At 51.4% G+C, this 17,563-nt stretch carries 28 protein-coding genes; 22 read left to right on the top strand and 6 right to left on the bottom strand.

The window, feature by feature from the left end; genetic code table 11:
• Nucleotides 1–23 precede the first annotated feature (23 nt).
• The 16 genes from rpsH (at nt 24) to PAG01S_RS19815 (ending at nt 8,135) form a co-directional block, all read left to right on the top strand.
• A complete protein-coding gene (rpsH, locus tag PAG01S_RS19745; RefSeq protein ID WP_003850158.1) occupies nt 24–416 on the top strand; it encodes a 30S ribosomal protein S8 in 393 nt (130 codons plus the stop codon).
• Nucleotides 417–429: 13 nt separating this feature from the next.
• A complete protein-coding gene (rplF, locus tag PAG01S_RS19750) occupies nt 430–963 on the top strand; it encodes a 50S ribosomal protein L6 (RefSeq protein ID WP_003850161.1) in 534 nt (177 codons plus the stop codon).
• Nucleotides 964–972: 9 nt separating this feature from the next.
• Nucleotides 973–1,326, top strand: coding sequence for a 50S ribosomal protein L18 (rplR, locus tag PAG01S_RS19755; protein ID WP_003850163.1), 354 nt, complete (start codon nt 973–975; stop codon nt 1,324–1,326).
• 14 nt (nt 1,327–1,340) lie between these two features.
• Entirely contained in the window at nt 1,341–1,841 is a 501-nt protein-coding gene (rpsE, locus tag PAG01S_RS19760) for a 30S ribosomal protein S5 (RefSeq protein WP_003850164.1), read from the top strand.
• 5 nt (nt 1,842–1,846) lie between these two features.
• Complete coding sequence (gene rpmD, locus PAG01S_RS19765; protein WP_003850166.1) at nt 1,847–2,026, top strand: 50S ribosomal protein L30; 180 nt, start codon at nt 1,847–1,849, stop codon at nt 2,024–2,026.
• Nucleotides 2,027–2,029: 3 nt separating this feature from the next.
• On the top strand, nt 2,030–2,464 hold the full coding sequence (rplO, locus tag PAG01S_RS19770; protein ID WP_003850168.1) for a 50S ribosomal protein L15: 435 nt from the start codon (nt 2,030–2,032) through the stop codon (nt 2,462–2,464).
• A gap of 7 nt (nt 2,465–2,471) precedes the next feature.
• On the top strand, nt 2,472–3,803 hold the full coding sequence (gene secY / locus PAG01S_RS19775) for a preprotein translocase subunit SecY (RefSeq protein ID WP_003850175.1): 1,332 nt from the start codon (nt 2,472–2,474) through the stop codon (nt 3,801–3,803).
• Nucleotides 3,804–3,835: 32 nt separating this feature from the next.
• Nucleotides 3,836–3,952 carry a 50S ribosomal protein L36 gene (rpmJ, locus tag PAG01S_RS21990; protein WP_010252805.1) on the top strand — a complete coding sequence of 39 codons (117 nt, stop codon included), beginning with the start codon at nt 3,836–3,838 and terminating at the stop codon, nt 3,950–3,952.
• Nucleotides 3,953–4,098: 146 nt separating this feature from the next.
• Entirely contained in the window at nt 4,099–4,455 is a 357-nt protein-coding gene (gene rpsM, locus PAG01S_RS19780; protein ID WP_003850176.1) for a 30S ribosomal protein S13, read from the top strand.
• Between the two features lie 16 nt (nt 4,456–4,471).
• Nucleotides 4,472–4,861, top strand: a complete 390-nt coding sequence (gene rpsK / locus PAG01S_RS19785; RefSeq protein WP_004160563.1) for a 30S ribosomal protein S11 — start codon at nt 4,472–4,474, stop codon at nt 4,859–4,861.
• Nucleotides 4,862–4,894: 33 nt separating this feature from the next.
• A complete protein-coding gene (rpsD, locus tag PAG01S_RS19790) occupies nt 4,895–5,515 on the top strand; it encodes a 30S ribosomal protein S4 (protein WP_008927131.1) in 621 nt (206 codons plus the stop codon).
• Nucleotides 5,516–5,540: 25 nt separating this feature from the next.
• Nucleotides 5,541–6,530, top strand: coding sequence for a DNA-directed RNA polymerase subunit alpha (locus tag PAG01S_RS19795; protein ID WP_003850179.1), 990 nt, complete (start codon nt 5,541–5,543; stop codon nt 6,528–6,530).
• Nucleotides 6,531–6,570: 40 nt separating this feature from the next.
• On the top strand, nt 6,571–6,957 hold the full coding sequence (gene rplQ, locus PAG01S_RS19800; protein WP_003850180.1) for a 50S ribosomal protein L17: 387 nt from the start codon (nt 6,571–6,573) through the stop codon (nt 6,955–6,957).
• Between the two features lie 96 nt (nt 6,958–7,053).
• Nucleotides 7,054–7,425: a DnaJ family domain-containing protein gene (locus PAG01S_RS19805; RefSeq protein WP_022625141.1), complete on the top strand. Its 372-nt coding sequence runs from the start codon at nt 7,054–7,056 to the stop codon at nt 7,423–7,425.
• Nucleotides 7,426–7,842, top strand: coding sequence for a Zn(2+)-responsive transcriptional regulator (gene zntR / locus PAG01S_RS19810; RefSeq protein ID WP_010252765.1), 417 nt, complete (start codon nt 7,426–7,428; stop codon nt 7,840–7,842).
• A gap of 59 nt (nt 7,843–7,901) precedes the next feature.
• A complete protein-coding gene (locus PAG01S_RS19815) occupies nt 7,902–8,135 on the top strand; it encodes an alternative ribosome-rescue factor A (protein ID WP_010252762.1) in 234 nt (77 codons plus the stop codon).
• Here the strand turns inward: PAG01S_RS19815 and mscL are convergent, their stop codons facing one another.
• The 5 genes from mscL to def form a co-directional block, all read right to left on the bottom strand.
• Nucleotides 8,136–8,546: a large-conductance mechanosensitive channel protein MscL gene (gene mscL, locus PAG01S_RS19820; RefSeq protein ID WP_022625142.1), complete on the bottom strand. Its 411-nt coding sequence runs from the start codon at nt 8,544–8,546 to the stop codon at nt 8,136–8,138.
• A gap of 124 nt (nt 8,547–8,670) precedes the next feature.
• Nucleotides 8,671–10,047, bottom strand: coding sequence for a Trk system potassium transporter TrkA (trkA, locus tag PAG01S_RS19825; protein ID WP_010252756.1), 1,377 nt, complete (start codon nt 10,045–10,047; stop codon nt 8,671–8,673).
• 18 nt (nt 10,048–10,065) lie between these two features.
• Entirely contained in the window at nt 10,066–11,367 is a 1,302-nt protein-coding gene (gene rsmB / locus PAG01S_RS19830; RefSeq protein WP_062759615.1) for a 16S rRNA (cytosine(967)-C(5))-methyltransferase RsmB, read from the bottom strand.
• A 49-nt stretch (nt 11,368–11,416) separates the two neighbouring features.
• Nucleotides 11,417–12,361 carry a methionyl-tRNA formyltransferase gene (gene fmt / locus PAG01S_RS19835; protein WP_033758952.1) on the bottom strand — a complete coding sequence of 315 codons (945 nt, stop codon included), beginning with the start codon at nt 12,359–12,361 and terminating at the stop codon, nt 11,417–11,419.
• A gap of 20 nt (nt 12,362–12,381) precedes the next feature.
• Nucleotides 12,382–12,894: a peptide deformylase gene (def, locus tag PAG01S_RS19840; protein WP_010252747.1), complete on the bottom strand. Its 513-nt coding sequence runs from the start codon at nt 12,892–12,894 to the stop codon at nt 12,382–12,384.
• A gap of 115 nt (nt 12,895–13,009) precedes the next feature.
• Between def and dprA the strand changes: the two genes are divergently transcribed.
• The 6 genes from dprA to PAG01S_RS19870 are packed head-to-tail and all read left to right on the top strand — an operon-like array spanning nt 13,010 to nt 16,804.
• Nucleotides 13,010–14,134: a DNA-protecting protein DprA gene (gene dprA, locus PAG01S_RS19845; RefSeq protein ID WP_033772964.1), complete on the top strand. Its 1,125-nt coding sequence runs from the start codon at nt 13,010–13,012 to the stop codon at nt 14,132–14,134.
• Nucleotides 14,106–14,579 carry a DUF494 family protein Smg gene (gene smg, locus PAG01S_RS19850; protein WP_010252741.1) on the top strand — a complete coding sequence of 158 codons (474 nt, stop codon included), beginning with the start codon at nt 14,106–14,108 and terminating at the stop codon, nt 14,577–14,579. Before dprA ends, smg begins: the two co-directional genes overlap by 29 nt.
• Nucleotides 14,580–14,603: 24 nt before the next feature.
• A complete protein-coding gene (locus tag PAG01S_RS19855) occupies nt 14,604–15,152 on the top strand; it encodes a DNA topoisomerase family protein (RefSeq protein ID WP_010252738.1) in 549 nt (182 codons plus the stop codon).
• Nucleotides 15,153–15,155: 3 nt separating this feature from the next.
• Nucleotides 15,156–15,728 carry an L-threonylcarbamoyladenylate synthase type 1 TsaC gene (gene tsaC, locus PAG01S_RS19860; RefSeq protein ID WP_010252735.1) on the top strand — a complete coding sequence of 191 codons (573 nt, stop codon included), beginning with the start codon at nt 15,156–15,158 and terminating at the stop codon, nt 15,726–15,728.
• Nucleotides 15,729–15,731: 3 nt separating this feature from the next.
• A complete protein-coding gene (gene aroE, locus PAG01S_RS19865) occupies nt 15,732–16,550 on the top strand; it encodes a shikimate dehydrogenase (protein ID WP_062759616.1) in 819 nt (272 codons plus the stop codon).
• Nucleotides 16,547–16,804: a DUF1488 family protein gene (locus PAG01S_RS19870; protein WP_010252729.1), complete on the top strand. Its 258-nt coding sequence runs from the start codon at nt 16,547–16,549 to the stop codon at nt 16,802–16,804. Before aroE ends, PAG01S_RS19870 begins: the two co-directional genes overlap by 4 nt.
• Here PAG01S_RS19870 and PAG01S_RS19875 read toward each other — a convergent pair.
• Nucleotides 16,771–17,325, bottom strand: a complete 555-nt coding sequence (locus tag PAG01S_RS19875) for a gamma carbonic anhydrase family protein (RefSeq protein WP_022625145.1) — start codon at nt 17,323–17,325, stop codon at nt 16,771–16,773. The genes PAG01S_RS19870 and PAG01S_RS19875 overlap by 34 nt on opposite strands.
• Nucleotides 17,326–17,563: the final 238 nt, after the last annotated feature.

The following is a 17,563-nucleotide window of genomic DNA, read 5'->3' on the forward strand; positions in this document are numbered from 1 at the left end:
ATTGAATCACGGGAGTAACACAGATGAGCATGCAAGATCCGATCGCGGATATGCTGACCCGTATCCGTAACGGTCAGGCCGCAAACAAAGTTGCGGTCACCATGCCTTCCTCCAAGCTGAAATTGGCAATTGCCAACGTTCTGAAGGAAGAAGGATATATTGAAGATTTCAAAATCGAAGGCGACATCAAGCTGGAACTGGAACTTACTCTCAAGTATTTCCAGGGCAAAGCTGTTGTAGAAAGCATTCAGCGAGTAAGCCGTCCTGGTCTGCGCATCTATAAGAAAAAAGATGAGCTGCCAAAGGTAATGGCTGGTATGGGCATCGCTGTAGTTTCTACATCTAAAGGTGTCATGACTGATCGTGCAGCGCGCCAGGCAGGTCTTGGTGGCGAAATTATCTGCTACGTAGCGTAATCGGAGGATACATATGTCTCGTGTTGCTAAAGCACCTGTCGTTGTTCCTGCCGGCGTAGAGGTAAAACTCAACGGTCAGGTAATTTCGATTAAAGGTAAAAACGGCGAGCTGACTCGTACTATCAATGATGCTGTTGAAGTTAAGCATGCTGACAACGCTCTGACTTTCGCTCCGCGCGAAGGTTTCGTTGACGGCTGGGCGCAGGCGGGTACTTCTCGCGCGCTGCTGAACGCAATGGTAATCGGTGTTACCGAAGGCTTCACTAAGAAGCTGCAGCTGGTTGGTGTAGGTTATCGTGCAGCCGTTAAAGGCGACGTGGTTAACCTGTCTCTGGGCTTTTCTCATCCAGTCGATCACCAGCTGCCCGCGGGTATCACTGCAGAATGTCCAACTCAGACTGAGATCGTGCTGAAAGGCGCTGATAAACAGCTGATTGGTCAGGTTGCAGCGGACTTGCGCGCCTACCGTCGTCCTGAGCCTTATAAAGGCAAGGGTGTCCGTTACGCCGACGAAGTCGTGCGTACCAAAGAGGCTAAGAAGAAGTAAGGTAACACTATGGATAAGAAATCTGCTCGTATCCGTCGTGCGACCCGTGCACGTCGCAAGCTCAAAGAGCTGGGTGCTACTCGCCTGGTGGTACATCGTACCCCGCGTCATATTTACGCACAGGTAATCGCCCCGAACGGTTCCGAAGTTCTGGTCGCTGCTTCTACTGTAGAAAAAGCTATCACTGAACAACTGAAGTATACCGGTAATAAAGAAGCCGCAGCTGCAGTAGGTAAAGCTATCGCAGAACGCGCAATCGAAAAAGGCATCACTGGTGTTTCTTTCGACCGTTCCGGTTTCCAATATCATGGTCGCGTCCAGGCACTGGCAGATGCTGCCCGTGAAGCTGGCCTTCAGTTCTAAGGTAGAGGTCTAAGATGGCACACATCGAGAAACAAGCTGGCGAACTGCAGGAAAAACTGATCGCGGTAAACCGTGTTTCTAAAACTGTTAAAGGTGGTCGTATCTTCTCCTTCACAGCACTGACTGTGGTAGGCGATGGTAATGGTCGCGTAGGTTTTGGTTACGGTAAAGCGCGTGAAGTTCCAGCAGCGATCCAGAAAGCGATGGAGAAAGCCCGTCGCAACATGGTTAACGTCGCGCTGACCAACGGCACCCTGCAGCACCCAGTTAAAGGTGCACACACGGGTTCCCGCGTGTTCATGCAGCCGGCTTCAGAAGGTACCGGTATTATTGCCGGTGGTGCAATGCGCGCCGTTCTGGAAGTCGCTGGAGTTCATAACGTACTGGCAAAAGCCTATGGTTCTACTAACCCGATTAACGTGGTTCGTGCAACTATCGACGGCCTGGGCAATATGAAATCTCCGGAAATGGTCGCTGCTAAGCGTGGTAAATCCGTTGAAGAAATTCTGGGGTAATCACGATGGCTAAGACTATTAAAATCACTCAAACCCGTAGTTCAATCGGCCGCTTGCCTAAGCATAAAGCCACTCTGGTTGGCCTGGGTCTGCGTCGTATTGGCCACACCGTTGAGCGTGAAGACACGCCTGCAGTACGCGGTATGGTTAACGCGGTTTCCTATATGGTTAAAGTGGAGGAGTAAGAGATGCGTTTAAATACTCTGTCTCCGGCCGAAGGGTCTAAGCACGCTACCAAGCGTCTGGGTCGTGGTATCGGTTCTGGCCTCGGAAAAACCGGTGGTCGTGGTCACAAAGGTCAGAACTCACGTTCTGGCGGTGGCGTACGTCGCGGTTTCGAAGGTGGTCAGATGCCTCTGTACCGTCGTCTGCCGAAGTTCGGTTTCACCTCTCGCAAAGCAATGATCACCACAGAGATTCGTCTGTCTGATCTGGCGAAAGTTGAAGGCGGTATCGTCGACCTGAACGCGCTGAAAGCAGCCAACATTGTCGGTGTTCAGATTGAATTCGTTAAAGTAATTCTGTCTGGTGAAGTTTCTACACCGGTAACGGTTCGCGGTCTGCGTGTCACCAAAGGTGCACGTGCTGCAATCGAAGCTGCTGGCGGTAAAATCGAGGAATAAGTAGCAGATGGCTAAACAACCGGGATTAGATTTTCAAAGTGCCAAGGGTGGCTTTGGTGAGCTGAAACGCAGACTGCTGTTTGTAATCGGCGCACTCATTGTCTTCCGTATTGGCTCTTTTATTCCAATCCCTGGTATTGATGCCACTGTACTTGCCAAACTGCTTGAGCAACAGCGTGGCACCATCATTGAAATGTTTAACATGTTCTCTGGTGGTGCTCTGAGCCGTGCTTCTATCTTCGCACTGGGCATCATGCCGTATATTTCGGCATCGATTATCATCCAGTTATTAACGGTGGTTCATCCAGCGTTAGCGGAAATTAAGAAAGAAGGGGAGGCTGGCCGTCGTAAGATTAGCCAGTACACCCGATACGGTACGTTGGTATTGGCCATATTTCAGTCGATCGGTATTGCTACCGGTCTGCCGAATATGCCAGGGATGCAAGGCCTGGTAATGAATCCAGGCTTTGCTTTCTACTTTACCGCTGTTGTGAGTCTGGTCTCAGGAACGATGTTCCTGATGTGGCTGGGCGAACAGATTACTGAACGTGGTATCGGTAACGGTATTTCGATCATTATCTTCGCAGGTATCGTTGCGGGTCTCCCGCCGGCCATTGGCCATACCATCGAGCAAGCGCGGCAAGGCGACCTGCACTTCCTTCTGTTGCTGTTGGTTGCAGTACTCGTATTCGCAGTGACCTTCTTTGTTATCTTTGTTGAACGTGGTCAACGCCGCATTGTGGTGAACTACGCAAAACGTCAGCAAGGTCGTCGCGTTTACGCTGCACAGAGCACACATTTACCGTTGAAAGTGAACATGGCAGGCGTCATTCCAGCCATCTTTGCTTCCAGCATTATTCTGTTCCCGGCAACGATTGCATCGTGGTTTGGGGGCGGTACCGGTTGGAACTGGCTGACAACAATTTCGCTGTATTTGCAGCCAGGACAGCCGCTTTATGTGCTACTCTATGCGACTGCAATCATCTTCTTCTGTTTCTTCTATACGGCGTTGGTTTTCAACCCACGTGAAACAGCAGATAACCTGAAGAAGTCTGGTGCATTCGTACCGGGAATTCGTCCGGGAGAGCAAACGGCGAAGTATATTGATAAAGTAATGACGCGATTGACCTTAATCGGCGCTCTCTACATTACGTTTATCTGCCTTATCCCGGAGTTCATGCGTGATGCGATGAAGGTTCCCTTCTACTTTGGCGGTACTTCACTGCTTATCGTAGTTGTCGTCATCATGGACTTTATGGCTCAAGTGCAAACTCTGATGATGTCAAGTCAGTACGAGTCGGCACTGAAGAAAGCTAACCTGAAAGGCTACGGCCGTTAATTCAGTTGGTTGAGAAGTTACGGAGAGTAAAAATGAAAGTTCGTGCTTCCGTCAAGAGATTATGTCGTAACTGCAAAATCATTCGTCGCGACGGTGTCGTCCGTGTGATCTGCAGCGCCGAGCCAAAGCATAAACAGCGCCAAGGCTGATTTTGTCACATATTTTTCTTGCAAAGTCGGGTTGAGCTGGCTAGATTAGCCAGCCAATCTTTTGTATGTCAGTGCGTTTCCATTTGAGTATCCTGAAAACGGGCTTTTCAGCATGGGACGTGCTTGTTTAATTATAGGAGTGCATAGTGGCCCGTATAGCAGGCATTAACATTCCTGATCAAAAACATACCGTTATCGCATTAACTTCGATCTTCGGTATCGGTAAAACTCGTTCTAAAGCCATCTGCGCTTCAACGGGTATTGCTGAAAATGTTAAGATCAGTGAGCTGTCTGAAGAACAAATTGATCAGCTGCGTGATGCAGTTGCGAAATTCGTTGTAGAAGGTGATCTGCGCCGTGAAATCACCCTGAGCATCAAGCGTCTTATGGACCTTGGTTGCTACCGTGGTTTGCGCCATCGTCGTGGTCTTCCGGTTCGCGGTCAGCGTACTAAGACCAACGCACGTACCCGTAAGGGTCCGCGTAAACCGATCAAGAAATAATCGGGGTGAGTAAATAATGGCAAAGGCACCAGTTCGTGCACGTAAGCGTGTAAGAAAACAAGTCTCAGATGGCGTGGCTCATGTCCATGCTTCTTTTAACAACACCATCGTTACCATTACTGATCGTCAGGGTAACGCACTGGGTTGGGCAACCGCCGGTGGTTCCGGTTTCCGCGGTTCACGTAAATCCACTCCGTTTGCTGCTCAGGTCGCTGCAGAGCGCTGTGCAGAAGCGGTAAAAGATTACGGAATTAAGAACCTGGAAGTTATGGTAAAGGGTCCGGGTCCAGGTCGCGAATCTACGATTCGTGCTTTGAACGCCGCTGGTTTCCGCATCACTAATATTACTGATGTGACTCCGATCCCTCATAACGGTTGTCGTCCGCCGAAAAAACGTCGCGTATAACGCCCGTTTTTTTAGGATAGTTGGAGAAAGAAAATGGCAAGATATTTGGGTCCTAAGCTCAAGCTGAGCCGTCGTGAGGGCACTGACTTATTCCTTAAGTCTGGCGTTCGCGCGATTGATTCCAAGTGTAAGATTGAACAAGCCCCTGGTCAGCATGGTGCGCGTAAACCGCGTCTGTCTGATTACGGCGGTCAGTTACGTGAAAAGCAAAAAGTTCGTCGTATCTACGGCGTGCTGGAGCGTCAGTTCCGTAACTATTATAAAGAAGCAGCTCGTCTGAAAGGCAACACCGGTGAAAACCTGTTGGCTCTGCTGGAAGGTCGTCTGGACAACGTAGTTTATCGTATGGGCTTTGGTGCCACTCGTGCAGAAGCACGTCAGCTGGTTAGCCATAAGTCTGTTCTGGTAAATGGCCGCGTTGTTAACATCGCTTCTTATCAGGTATCTCCGAATGATGTCGTTAGCATCCGTGAGAAAGCCAAAAAGCAATCTCGCGTGAAGGCCGCTCTGGAGCTGGCTGAGCAGCGTGAAAAGCCAACCTGGCTGGAAGTTGATGCGACTAAGATGGAAGGTGTGTTCAAGCGTATTCCTGAACGTACTGATCTGTCTGCGGACATTAACGAACACCTGATCGTCGAGCTTTACTCCAAGTAAGGCTTAGTACCAAAGAGAGGACACAATGCAGGGTTCTGTGACAGAGTTTCTAAAACCGCGCCTGGTAGATATCGAGCAAGTGAGTTCGACGCACGCCAAGGTGACCCTTGAGCCTTTAGAGCGTGGCTTTGGCCATACTCTTGGTAACGCACTGCGCCGTATTCTGCTTTCATCCATGCCGGGTTGCGCGGTGACCGAGGTTGAAATTGATGGTGTACTTCATGAGTACAGCACCAAAGAGGGAGTACAGGAAGATATCCTGGAAATCCTGCTCAACCTGAAAGGGCTGGCGGTAAGAGTTCAGGGGAAAGATGAAGTTATTCTGACCTTGAATAAATCTGGCATTGGCCCTGTGACTGCAGCCGACATTACCCATGATGGTGATGTCGAAATCGTCAAGCCTCAGCATGTCATTTGCCATCTGACCGATGAGAACGCTGCTATCAGCATGCGTATCAAAGTTCAGCGTGGTCGTGGCTATGTGCCGGCTTCTGCCCGAATTCATTCGGAAGAAGATGAGCGCCCAATCGGCCGCCTGTTAGTTGACGCTTGCTACAGCCCTGTAGACCGTATCGCCTACAATGTTGAAGCAGCGCGTGTAGAGCAGCGCACCGACCTGGACAAGCTGGTCATCGAAATGGAAACCAACGGCACAATCGATCCTGAAGAGGCGATTCGTCGTGCGGCAACCATTCTGGCAGAACAACTTGAAGCTTTCGTTGACTTACGTGATGTACGTCAGCCGGAAGTTAAAGAAGAGAAACCAGAATTCGATCCGATCCTGCTGCGCCCTGTTGACGATCTGGAATTGACTGTCCGCTCTGCTAACTGCCTTAAGGCAGAAGCTATCCACTACATCGGTGATCTGGTACAGCGTACCGAGGTTGAGCTGCTTAAAACGCCTAACCTTGGTAAAAAATCTCTTACCGAGATTAAAGATGTGCTGGCTTCGCGTGGTCTTTCTCTGGGCATGCGCCTCGAGAACTGGCCGCCAGCAAGCATTGCTGATGAATAATCAGATCACAGGTTAAGGTTTCACTGAGAAGGATAAGGTCATGCGCCATCGTAAGAGTGGTCGTCAACTGAACCGCAACAGCAGCCATCGTCAGGCTATGTTCCGCAACATGGCCGGTTCTCTGGTTCGTCATGAGATCATCAAAACGACTCTGCCGAAAGCCAAAGAACTGCGTCGCGTAGTTGAGCCGCTGATTACTCTTGCCAAGACCGACAGCGTAGCTAATCGTCGTCTGGCATTCGCCCGTACTCGTGATAACGAGATCGTGGCAAAACTGTTTAATGAGCTGGGCCCGCGTTTCGCGAGCCGTGCCGGTGGTTACACTCGTATTCTGAAGTGTGGCTTCCGTGCTGGTGACAACGCTCCGATGGCTTACATCGAGCTGGTTGATCGTCCAGAAGCTCAAGCAGAAGCAGCCGCAGAGTAATCTGTAGCAACGTAAAAAACCCGCTTCGGCGGGTTTTTTATTGCCTGAAATTTACTACCTTAGAACTTACTCTTTTCATGTTCAAAGGAGCTAACTATGTGGCTGGTTGATGAACTTGCTGAACAGCACATCAAAGCGGCGCTGGAAAAAGGCGAGCTGAGTAATCTTCCCGGCTCTGGTAAGCCGCTGCAGCTGGATGATGACAGTCATGTTCCGCCTGAGTTAAGAGCAGGCTACCGTTTACTGAAAAATGCGGGCTTTCTGCCGCCGGAGCTTGAGCTCAGACGGGAAGCCATGGAAGTTAACGATCTTCTTCGTAACCTCGATCCTGCGGATCAAAATTATCAGGATCATTGCCATCGGCTTCAGGTGCTGGAGCTAAGATTACGCCAGGCGGGTATCAGTACCGATTTTCTCCATGGCAGTTATTCCACTGCTATTCAGCATCGTTTCCGCGAGGAGGAGTAAATGTTTCGCATCGGTCAGTTAGCTAAGCTTGCGGAGGTGACGCCAGACACTATCCGTTTTTATGAAAAGCAGCAGATGATGGATCATGATGGTCGGACGGAAGGTGGTTTTCGCCTTTACAGCGAGGGCGATCTTCAGCGTCTGAAATTTATTCGTTATGGTCGTAAACTGGGTTTCAGTCTGGAAGCGATCAGAGAGCTACTTTCGATCCGGGTTGATCCTGCGCACCACACCTGTCAGGAATCAAAAGCGATCGTTGAAAAACGGCTGAGCGAAGTTGCTCAGATGATCGCAGAATTAGAAACGATGCAGCGTTCTCTGCGACACCTTTCCGATGCCTGTTGTGGTGACAGTCACAGTAGCATTTCGTGCTCAATTCTTGAGGCGCTGGAGCGGGGAGAGGCTTCGAGCAAATAAGCATATTGTTATTTTGCTGCAAAGGAATAGAGTATCAGACCATCTCAACAGGAGGCGTCATGAGTAAATATCAGCACACCAAAGGGCAAATCCGCGATAACGCGATTCAGGCTCTGTTACACGACCCGCTATTTCGGCAACGCATCGAGCAGAAGCAAAAGGGTAAAGGTAGTTTTAAGCGGAAAGAGAAACATGGCAAGGGGACTGGATGGGAGGGCAGTGATAAGAAAGCGTCTTATCACTGCCCTTCTGCTTTTACGGTTAAAAAAACCGCCTGTGCGGCGGCTTATTAACTAGACCCGGGTATTCTGCTGTTTCAGCAGATCGCGGATTTCAGTCAGCAGAACTTCTTCGTTTGACGGTTTAGCCACTGGCTTCTCTACTTCTTTTTTCTTGTACAGACGATTCATTAACTTGATCGCCATAAAGATTGCGAAAGCGATGATGACGAAATCGAAGATGGTCTGAAGGAAGATACCGTACTGCATAACAACGGCTGGAGCATCACCAACTGCAGGCTTAAGTACCCAGGCGAATGATTTAAAATCGACACCACCAATCAGTAAGCCTAAAGGCGGCATAATGATGTTGGCGACTAACGATGAAACAATTTTACCGAATGCAGCACCGATGATGACACCGACGGCTAAATCCATCACATTGCCGCGCATTGCGAAATCGCGAAACTCTTTGATTAAACTCATACTTATCTCCTTGCCCAAGCCAATGCCATAAAGTCTAACAAACCCTACTGGTTTTGCCATCAACACAGCGAATTAAGCGGCAGTTTTGCGTTCCTTGTGTTCTGTTCGCCTGTAAACGCGGCATTTACAGGAAAAATGGACTCGGCTGGAAGAGACGTTCCACATCTGATACAAACTTCTTGTCGGTCAGGAACATGATGACATGATCACCTTGTTCAATTCGCAGGTTATCATTGGCAATCATCACATCGTCTCCACGAACCACTGCGCCAATAATGGTGCCTGGCGGTAGTTTGATATCATCAATGGAGCGGCCGACCACGCGTGAAGTTGATTCGTCTCCGTGCGCTATCGCTTCGATCGCTTCTGCAATACCGCGTCGTAGCGATGAAACGCCCACGATATCTGCTTTGCGCACATGACCCAGCAGGGCAGAAATCGTGGCCTGCTGAGGTGAAATAGCGATATCGATAACGCTGCCTTGTACCAGATCGACGTAGGCGCGGCGCTGAATCAGCACCATAACCTTCTTCGCCCCCATCTTTTTTGCCAGCATGGCTGACATAATATTGGCTTCATCATCGTTGGTGACGGCGATAAAGAGATCAACCTGATCAACATGTTCTTCAGCGAGAAGTTCCTGATCTGACGCATCGCCATAAAAGACGACTGTGTCGTGAAGATGCTCTGCCAGTTCTGCTGCGCGCTGGGGGTTACGTTCAATCAGCTTCACGCTGTAATTTTTCTCAAGTTTTTGTGCCAGACCGAAACCGATATTACCGCCACCTACCAGCATAATCCGTTTATAAGGTTTCTCCAGCCGCTGCATTTCACTCATTACCGCACGAATGTTCTGACTGGCTGCAATGAAAAAGACTTCATCACCCGCTTCTACGATGGTTGAACCCTGTGGGCGAATGGGGCGATCCTGACGAAATATAGCGGCTACGCGGGTATCAATGTGTGGCATATGCTCACGCATGATCGACAGCGGATTTCCCACCAGTGGCCCGCCATAATAAGCTTTCACCACGGCGAGGCTGACTTTGCCTTCAGCAAAGTTAACGACCTGCAATGCGCCAGGGTACTGGATTAAACGATAGATATTGTCGATCACCAGCTGTTCAGGCGAGATCAGGTGATCGATAGGCACCGCTTCAGGAATAAATAATTTGTCCGCATCACGCAGATAATCGGCCGCGCGAATACGGGCGATACGATTCGGCGTATTGAAAAGCGAATAAGCAATCTGACAGGCAATCATGTTGGTTTCATCGGAGTTGGTTACGGCAACCAGCATGTCGGCATCTTCCGCACCCGCCTCACGTAAAATGCGTGGATGAGAACCATGACCCTGCACGACGCGAAGATCGAACTTATCCTGCAGGTGACGCAGGCGTGAAGAGTCGGTATCAACCACCGTGATATCGTTGTTTTCACCCACCAGATTTTCTGCCAGGGTTCCGCCAACCTGTCCTGCGCCCAGAATGATTATTTTCATCGCTTATCAATACTCATTTCAGTTTGTACCCGATTTTTTTATCAGCTTAGCGTAGAAGAAACCATCTCCGCCCTCGGCTTCCGGGAAGACCTGTAAGCCGTTCGCGGGCGCATCTCTGAGGGGCTCTGCCTGCGCATCATGCTGGCGCTGCAGGAAAGCATCTATCTGCTGATGATTCTCTTCAGGCAGGATGGAACAGGTGGCATAAATCAGTGTACCGCCAGGTTTCAGGTGCGGCCAGATAGCATCAAGAATTTCACCCTGAAGTTTTGCCAGCTCGGCGATATCCCGATCGCGACGCAGCCACTTAATATCGGGATGGCGTCGGATCACACCGGTAGCAGAGCAGGGTGCATCCAGCAGAATACGGTCAAACTGACGATCGCCGCACCACTGTTGCGGCGTTCGTCCATCACCCTGTTTCACGTCTGCTTTCATACCCAGTCGTTGCAGATTCTCATTTACGCGTTTAAGACGCTGCGCATCCACGTCGACGGCCATAACTTCGGCCTGAGGCGCGATTTCAAGGATATGGGTCGTTTTACCGCCGGGCGCAGCGCATAAATCCAGAATCTGTTCGCCGTTTTGGGGCTCAAGCAGCAAGGCACAGCGCTGAGCAGATAAATCCTGCACGGTAACCCAACCCTGATCAAAGCCTGGTAGCTGGCTGACCGGGGCAGGGGCGTCAAGCCGCAGCGCATCCGGCACATCGACAGCAGGCTGTGCATTCCTGCCGCTTTCGGCCAGCATTGCCAGCCACGTGTCACGATCGTGGTGCTGGCGATTAACCCGCAGCCACATCGGCGGACGCAGATTATTTGCTTCGACAATCTGTTGCCATTGTTCCGGCCAGGCATGCTGCAAACGCTTTAGCAGCCATCCCGGATGCAGATAGCGCTGCGGGCCATCCTGAACAGTGGCGAGCAGCTCTTCCCGCTGCCGCTGAAACTGGCGTAATACGCCATTTAATAAGCCTTTCATACTGGTGCGCTTCAGTACTTCGGCGCCCGCGACGGTTTCTGCCAGTGCGGCATGGGCGGGCACTCGGGTATATTCCAGCTGATAAAGCCCGACCATGATCAGATAGTGCAGAACCCGCTGTTTGCCGGTAAGTGGACGCTCCATCAGTTTGCCAATGAGCGCTTCCAGCTGCGGTAATGTGCGCAATACGCCAAAACAGATCTCCTGCACTAACGCGCTATCTTTGTCAGAGAGCTTTTTCTGGGCGGCTGGCAGTGCCGTATTCAGGGATTCGCCCTTGTCGACCACACGCTCAATAAGTTGAGCCGAGAGGCTACGCAGGTTGATAGATTTAGTCATAGGGTTTTGTCATCAAACAAAAGGCCCGGTGAGGGACCGGGCCTGAGAGTCAGTCCAGAAGGGTTCCAGGTTCAAACCATTCCCGGCGCGAGTTGAGAAGATCCTGAGCCGACATCGGTTTTTTACCGGCGGGCTGCAACTGGAGCAGGTTCAGTACGCCCTGAGCCGTCGCCACCTGGATGCCATGCTTGTCAGCATGGATAATTTCACCAGGCGCACGATCGCAGTGGGGCAGAACGCTTGCCTGCCATACTTTAACCGGCTGATCTTCAATGGTGAAAAAGCTCATCGGCCACGGGTTAAAAGCGCGAATACAACGCTCAAGCTGTTCTGCAGAGAGTGTCCAGTCAAGACGTGCCTCCTCTTTACTGAGTTTCTCAGCATAGTTGGCCAGCGTTTCATCCTGTTTTTCAGGTGTAGCCTGCTGAGTGGTCAGTAATGTCAGCGTATCCAGCAGCCCCTGTGGGCCAAGCTGTGCCAGCTTGTCATACAGCGTGGCACTGGTATCCTGGGCAGTAATCGGACAGGCCAGCTTATGCAGCATATCGCCGGTATCCAGTCCCACGTCCATCTGCATGATGGTCACGCCGGTTTCGCTGTCGCCAGCCCAGAGCGCACGTTGAATAGGCGCAGCTCCACGCCAGCGTGGCAGCAGTGAGCCATGGACATTGATGCATCCCAGACGTGGCATATCAAGCACGGCCTTGGGCAGAATTAATCCGTAGGCCACAACCACCATCACATCGGCCTTGAGGTCAGCAACCAGTTGCTGATTTTCTTCAGGTCGCAGTGACTTAGGCTGATAAACCGGAATGTCATGTGCCATCGCCAGCGTTTTGACCGGGCCTGGCGTTAATTTGTTACCGCGACCAGCAGGACGGTCGGGTTGGGTGAATACGCCGATAACCTGATGTTCAGAAGCAAGCAGCGCGTCAAGATGACGCGCTGCAAAGTCAGGTGTGCCGGCAAAGATGATTTTTAGCGGGGCAGACACGTTTATCCCTTATTAAGATCTCAGGAAGCCTGCGCGTTCTGACGCGCCAGTTTCTCTAATTTATTTTTGATCCGTTGCCGCTTTAAAGGCGACAGATAATCGATAAACAGTTTGCCTTCCAGATGATCGATCTCATGCTGGATACAGATGGCCAGTAACTCGCTGGCTTCCAGTTCGAAACTTTTACCCTCGCGATCCAGTGCACGGACCTTTACCCGCTCGGCACGCGGAACAAATGCGCGCTGTTCCGGAATAGAGAGGCAGCCCTCTTCAATGCCGGTTTCACCGCTTTTTTCCAGCAGCTCAGGGTTAATCAGCACTAAACGCTCTTCACGACTTTCAGAGACGTCAATCACGATAATGCGCTGATGAATATCGACCTGCGTAGCCGCAAGACCGATACCTTCTTCGGCATACATCGTCTCGAACATATCATCAACGATACGCTGAATGTCTGCGTTAACTTCTTTAACGGGCGCAGCAACTTTGCGAAGACGCTCGTCAGGGAAATGTAATACCTGCAAAACTGACATAAATATCCAGATCTGTATTCGGTTAAGAAAAGATTACTACCTTATATTGTAGACTTTTCGAGGCCTGATTGACAGCATTCTGCGGCAGGAAGCAAGGGCGATCAGGGAGCTGAAGATGGACAAAATAGCGCAGTCTGTACGGCTGGCCGCCGTCACTGGAATGACAGGGAAACGCTGGGTTGATGTGGCGCAGCAAATAGGTGCCGGACAGGCAGACAGGGAGCAGCTTATCCGGCTTGGCTTAGATGAGAGCCAGTGCCAGCAATATGATGATTTTAATGAAAATAATCTCACAGAAGTCTATTCCTGGCTGGCTCAGAGTCCGGCTCATCATCTGGTAACTGCTCTGGACGCGGCCTATCCTGCCCGTCTTAAAGAAACCAACCGCTTTCCGCCGCTGCTCTATATTGATGGCGATCCTGCGCTTATCAGCACACCACAGTTAGCGGTGGTGGGCAGCCGAAACTGTTCACACTATGGCCGCTACTGGTGCGACTGGTTTACCCAGCACTTAAGCCTCAGCGGTCTGACCATTACCAGCGGACTGGCAAGGGGTATTGATGGTGTTGCGCATCAGGCAGCACTCAACGTAGGCGGTAAAACGGTGGCCGTGTTAGGTAGTGGTTTGCAGCGGCTCTATCCCAGCAATCATGCCCATCTTGCCGCAGAGATCGTTGAACAGGGTGGAGCGGTGGTTTCTGAGTTTCCGCTGACGACCCTGCCGCATCCGCTTAATTTTCCGCGCCGTAATCGTATTATCAGCGGCCTGAGCCATGGGGTGCTGGTGGTAGAAGCCTCGCTGAAGAGTGGTTCCCTGGTAACGGCGCGGTATGGGCTGGAGCAAAATCGTAATGTCTATGCCTTACCTGGCGCGCTCGGTAACCCGTTAAGCGAAGGCGTAAACTGGCTGATTCAGCAGGGGGCGCTGCTGGTGGCCCATCCCCATAACATCGTGGAAGATCTGGCAAGTGCACTTAACTGGCTGCCGATGACACCGGCCGGTGAAATTTATTCTGAGGTGAGTGACGATGCTCCATTGCCATTTGCTGATGTGTTGGCTAACGTAGGTGATGATGTTACACCTGTTGACGTTGTCGCTGAACGTGCCGGCCAATCTGTGCCAGTTATCTCAGCTCAGTTGCTGGAACTGGAGTTAGCAGGATGGATCGCAGCTGTACCCGGCGGCTATGTCCGATTGAGGAGGGCATGCCATGTTCGACGTACTGATGTATTTGTTTGAGACATATATCCACAACGAAGCAGAAATGGGTGTTGATCAGGACAGATTGACAGACGACCTGACGGATGCCGGGTTCCATCGTGAAGATATTTACAGTGCGCTGAACTGGTTAGAAAGATTGGCTGACTATCAGGAAGGACTGGTTGCGCCAATTTTACTGACAAATGATCCGCTCTCCATGCGTATTTATACCGATGAAGAGAGCAAACGTTTAGATGCTGACAGCCGTGGTTTCCTGCTGTTCCTGGAGCAGATTCAGGTGCTGAACCTGGAAACGCGTGAAATGGTCATCGAACGCATTATGGCGCTGGATACCTCTGAGTTTGACCTGGAGGATCTCAAATGGGTGGTACTGATGGTGTTGTTCAACATTCCCGGATGTGAAAATGCCTATCAGCAGATGGAAGAACTGCTATTCGACGCCAATGAAGGTATGCTGCATTAAATTTCCTTTCATGCATTGATCGCTATGAGTAAAGCTGCACTCTTCACCGTGCGTAAACAGGATCCCTGCCCCGCTTGCGGGGCAGAACTGGTTATCCGCTCCGGTAAACACGGTCCTTTTCTGGGCTGCGCGAACTACCCGGCATGCGACTACATTCGACCCTTAAAGGGTCAGGCCGATGGTCATGTGGTCAAAGTGCTGGAAGGCCACGCCTGTCCCGAATGCGGTGCGGATAAAGTGTTGCGGCAGGGGCGATTTGGCATGTTCATTGGCTGTAGCCTCTATCCGGAATGCGGATACACCGAAACCATCGACAAACCGGATGAAACCTCGCTGGCCTGTCCACAGTGCCATGAAGGCCGGTTAGTTCAGCGGCGCTCCCGTTACGGCAAAACGTTTCACTCCTGCGACCGCTATCCAGCCTGCCAGTTTGTTGTGAATCTGACACCCGTTGCCGGAATCTGTCCTTATTGCCAGTATCCGCTATTAGTTGAAAAAAAGACGGCCCAAGGGATCAAACGCTTTTGCGCCAGTAAAAGTTGTGGCAAAGCCATTGCTGAAGAGAATTCATAGACCATGGAAAATCAACACCTCGCCGATTCACTTGAAACCTGCTTAGAGCAGCTGAATCGACAGGCGGTCATCGCCTATCCTACTGAAGCCGTATTTGGTCTGGGCTGTGACCCTGACAGTGAATCTGCCGTCATGGCTTTACTGGCGCTGAAACAGCGTCCGGTAGAAAAGGGGCTTATCCTGATTGCGGCTGATTACACCCAGCTGGAACCTTACATCTCCGCTCGGGAACTGTCTGTGATACAGCGTGAGCGGATGTTTGCATGCTGGCCCGGCCCGGTGACCTTTGTCGTACCCGTTCCGCCACAAACGCCTCGCTGGCTTACCGGACAGTTTGATTCACTGGCCATTCGCGTCAGTGACCATCCTGATGTGCAGGCCCTTTGCCGCGCATTTGGTAAACCGCTGGTCTCAACCAGTGCAAATCTGTCAGGCCTGCCTCCCTGCCGAACGGCTGAAGAAGTGAAGCAGCAGTTTGGTGAGCAGTTCCCGGTTCTGTCGGGAAAAACAGGTGGGCGGCTCAATCCCTCTGAAATCCGCGATGTCATCAGCGGCGAACTTATACGTCAGGGCTAATTCATGGATCAATTCGCCGTTTTCGGTAATCCGATCAACCACAGTAAATCTCCGCTGATCCATCAGGCTTTCGCTGAACAGACGGGCGTTGAACATCGCTATGGTCGGATTTGTGCCCCGATAGATGGTTTTCCTCAGGCGCTCTCTGCCTTTTTCGAACAGGGAGGCCGTGGCGCCAACGTGACGTTACCTTTTAAACAGCAGGCATGGGAATTTGCCGATCAGCTCAGCGAACGTGCAGCCCTGTCCGGCGCGGTAAACACGGTGAAAAAACTCAGCGATGGGAAGATCCTGGGTGACAACACGGATGGTATCGGGCTGTTAAGCGATCTTGAACGGCTGAAGATGATCAATGCTGGTGACAAGGTTTTGCTGGTGGGGGCGGGCGGTGCTGCACGTGGGGTCATTCTGCCGCTTCTCTCAGCAGGCGTGACACTCACTGTAGTTAACCGTACCGCCGCGCGGGCGGAAGAGCTGGCTGGCCTGTTTGCAGCGAGCGGCACTATCCGCGCATGTGGTTTTGAGCAGCTGACAGATCAGCACTTTGATCTGATCATTAATGCGACCTCAAGCGGTGTGAATGGCGAAACCCCTCCTTTACCTGCAGCAGTCATTCATGCTGATGTGCGCTGTTATGACATGTTTTATCAAAGCGGGCTGACGCCTTTCCTGCGCTGGTGTCAGGCGCAGGGCACGACTCATCTGGCAGATGGTTTGGGCATGCTGGTGGGGCAGGCTGCTCATGCCTTCTATCTGTGGCACGGTGTGATGCCGGAAATCGCGCCGGTGATTACCCAGCTTAAACAGGCCATGCAGCCATGAATCAGGCGATACAGTTTCCTGATGATGAAACCTATAATGCTGAACTGAACGCGGTCTGTTTCCCGGTGCTGGTCAACGGCATGCGGCTGACCTGTGCAATCAGCAGGAAGTCGCTGGCTTCACGTTTTGGTGAAGGGGAGGCGATGGCGCTGTTTCAGCACCATCGCTGGGATCTGGAAGATGAGGCTGAAGCGGCTATCCGTCAGGATAATATTGATGCTCAGGGCTGGATCTGGTTATCTCCCGCCAGGTAATCATCTTTCCAGGCGACATAATTATTAGCAGAATAGCGTAAACCTTCCTTCTCATTGTCATTCAGCGGCCTGATCTGCCTGACCGGACTACCCAGATAGAGATAGCCGCTCTCCAGTCTTTTACCTGGCGGCACCAGACTTCCGGCACCAATCATCACCTCTTCTTCTACTATTACGCCATCAAGCAGAATCGATCCCATTCCGACCAGCACGCGATCGCCAATGGTACAGCCGTGCAACATCGCTTTATGCCCGACCGTGACATCCTCGCCAATAATAAGAGGGAAGCCTTGCGGGTTAGACGCTGATTTATGCGTAACGTGCAGAACACTGCCGTCCTGTACATTAGTACGGGCACCAATGCGGACCTGATTCACATCACCCCTGATCGCAACCAGCGGCCAGATGCTCACGTCGTCCCCCATTATGACATCACCGACCACAACACTGCTTGGATCGACCATAACGCGCTGGCCGGTTTGCGGGAAAAGGTCTTTATATGGACGTAGGGCGGAAGCCATCATGTTCTCCTTTGTTCTGTTTTCAATGCAGCCTGATGCGATTTCAGGCAGCTGACAAGCCAATTCTGGCCTGGATCGCTGGCGATCTCATCAATCTGGATCATTTATAACCGTTCAGATAAAAGATCCAAAAAAAGGGTTGTGCTCTGAAACGGGATCCCTATAATGCGCCTCCATCGACACGGAACACCGGCAACGGGAAGCGGGTTGAGAGGCACAGGAGACTGCGCCGCCGGAG

This window comes from Pantoea agglomerans NBRC 102470 (genome assembly GCF_001598475.1).
In the GTDB taxonomy this organism is placed as follows: Bacteria; Pseudomonadota; Gammaproteobacteria; order Enterobacterales; family Enterobacteriaceae; genus Pantoea; species Pantoea agglomerans.

Bases quoted from the DNA above. Each gene is read 5' to 3' on its own strand.
- aroE (WP_062759616.1), top strand. From the start codon at position 15,732: ATGGATCAATTCGCCGTTTTCGGTAATCCGATCAACCACAGTAAATCT.
- rplQ (WP_003850180.1), top strand. From the start codon at position 6,571: ATGCGCCATCGTAAGAGTGGTCGTCAACTGAACCGCAACAGCAGCCAT.
- dprA (WP_033772964.1), top strand. From the start codon at position 13,010: ATGGACAAAATAGCGCAGTCTGTACGGCTGGCCGCCGTCACTGGAATG.
- rplR (WP_003850163.1), top strand. From the start codon at position 973: ATGGATAAGAAATCTGCTCGTATCCGTCGTGCGACCCGTGCACGTCGC.
- tsaC (WP_010252735.1), top strand. From the start codon at position 15,156: ATGGAAAATCAACACCTCGCCGATTCACTTGAAACCTGCTTAGAGCAG.
- mscL (WP_022625142.1), bottom strand. From the start codon at position 8,546: ATGAGTTTAATCAAAGAGTTTCGCGATTTCGCAATGCGCGGCAATGTG.
- PAG01S_RS19875 (WP_022625145.1), bottom strand. From the start codon at position 17,325: ATGGCTTCCGCCCTACGTCCATATAAAGACCTTTTCCCGCAAACCGGC.
- rpsE (WP_003850164.1), top strand. From the start codon at position 1,341: ATGGCACACATCGAGAAACAAGCTGGCGAACTGCAGGAAAAACTGATC.
- smg (WP_010252741.1), top strand. From the start codon at position 14,106: ATGTTCGACGTACTGATGTATTTGTTTGAGACATATATCCACAACGAA.
- rplF (WP_003850161.1), top strand. From the start codon at position 430: ATGTCTCGTGTTGCTAAAGCACCTGTCGTTGTTCCTGCCGGCGTAGAG.
- PAG01S_RS19795 (WP_003850179.1), top strand. From the start codon at position 5,541: ATGCAGGGTTCTGTGACAGAGTTTCTAAAACCGCGCCTGGTAGATATC.
- rsmB (WP_062759615.1), bottom strand. From the start codon at position 11,367: ATGACTAAATCTATCAACCTGCGTAGCCTCTCGGCTCAACTTATTGAG.
- rpsD (WP_008927131.1), top strand. From the start codon at position 4,895: ATGGCAAGATATTTGGGTCCTAAGCTCAAGCTGAGCCGTCGTGAGGGC.
- rplO (WP_003850168.1), top strand. From the start codon at position 2,030: ATGCGTTTAAATACTCTGTCTCCGGCCGAAGGGTCTAAGCACGCTACC.
- def (WP_010252747.1), bottom strand. From the start codon at position 12,894: ATGTCAGTTTTGCAGGTATTACATTTCCCTGACGAGCGTCTTCGCAAA.
- trkA (WP_010252756.1), bottom strand. From the start codon at position 10,047: ATGAAAATAATCATTCTGGGCGCAGGACAGGTTGGCGGAACCCTGGCA.
- rpmJ (WP_010252805.1), top strand. From the start codon at position 3,836: ATGAAAGTTCGTGCTTCCGTCAAGAGATTATGTCGTAACTGCAAAATC.
- rpsK (WP_004160563.1), top strand. From the start codon at position 4,472: ATGGCAAAGGCACCAGTTCGTGCACGTAAGCGTGTAAGAAAACAAGTC.
- rpsH (WP_003850158.1), top strand. From the start codon at position 24: ATGAGCATGCAAGATCCGATCGCGGATATGCTGACCCGTATCCGTAAC.
- zntR (WP_010252765.1), top strand. From the start codon at position 7,426: ATGTTTCGCATCGGTCAGTTAGCTAAGCTTGCGGAGGTGACGCCAGAC.
- PAG01S_RS19855 (WP_010252738.1), top strand. From the start codon at position 14,604: ATGAGTAAAGCTGCACTCTTCACCGTGCGTAAACAGGATCCCTGCCCC.
- secY (WP_003850175.1), top strand. From the start codon at position 2,472: ATGGCTAAACAACCGGGATTAGATTTTCAAAGTGCCAAGGGTGGCTTT.
- PAG01S_RS19805 (WP_022625141.1), top strand. From the start codon at position 7,054: ATGTGGCTGGTTGATGAACTTGCTGAACAGCACATCAAAGCGGCGCTG.
- PAG01S_RS19870 (WP_010252729.1), top strand. From the start codon at position 16,547: ATGAATCAGGCGATACAGTTTCCTGATGATGAAACCTATAATGCTGAA.
- rpmD (WP_003850166.1), top strand. From the start codon at position 1,847: ATGGCTAAGACTATTAAAATCACTCAAACCCGTAGTTCAATCGGCCGC.
- PAG01S_RS19815 (WP_010252762.1), top strand. From the start codon at position 7,902: ATGAGTAAATATCAGCACACCAAAGGGCAAATCCGCGATAACGCGATT.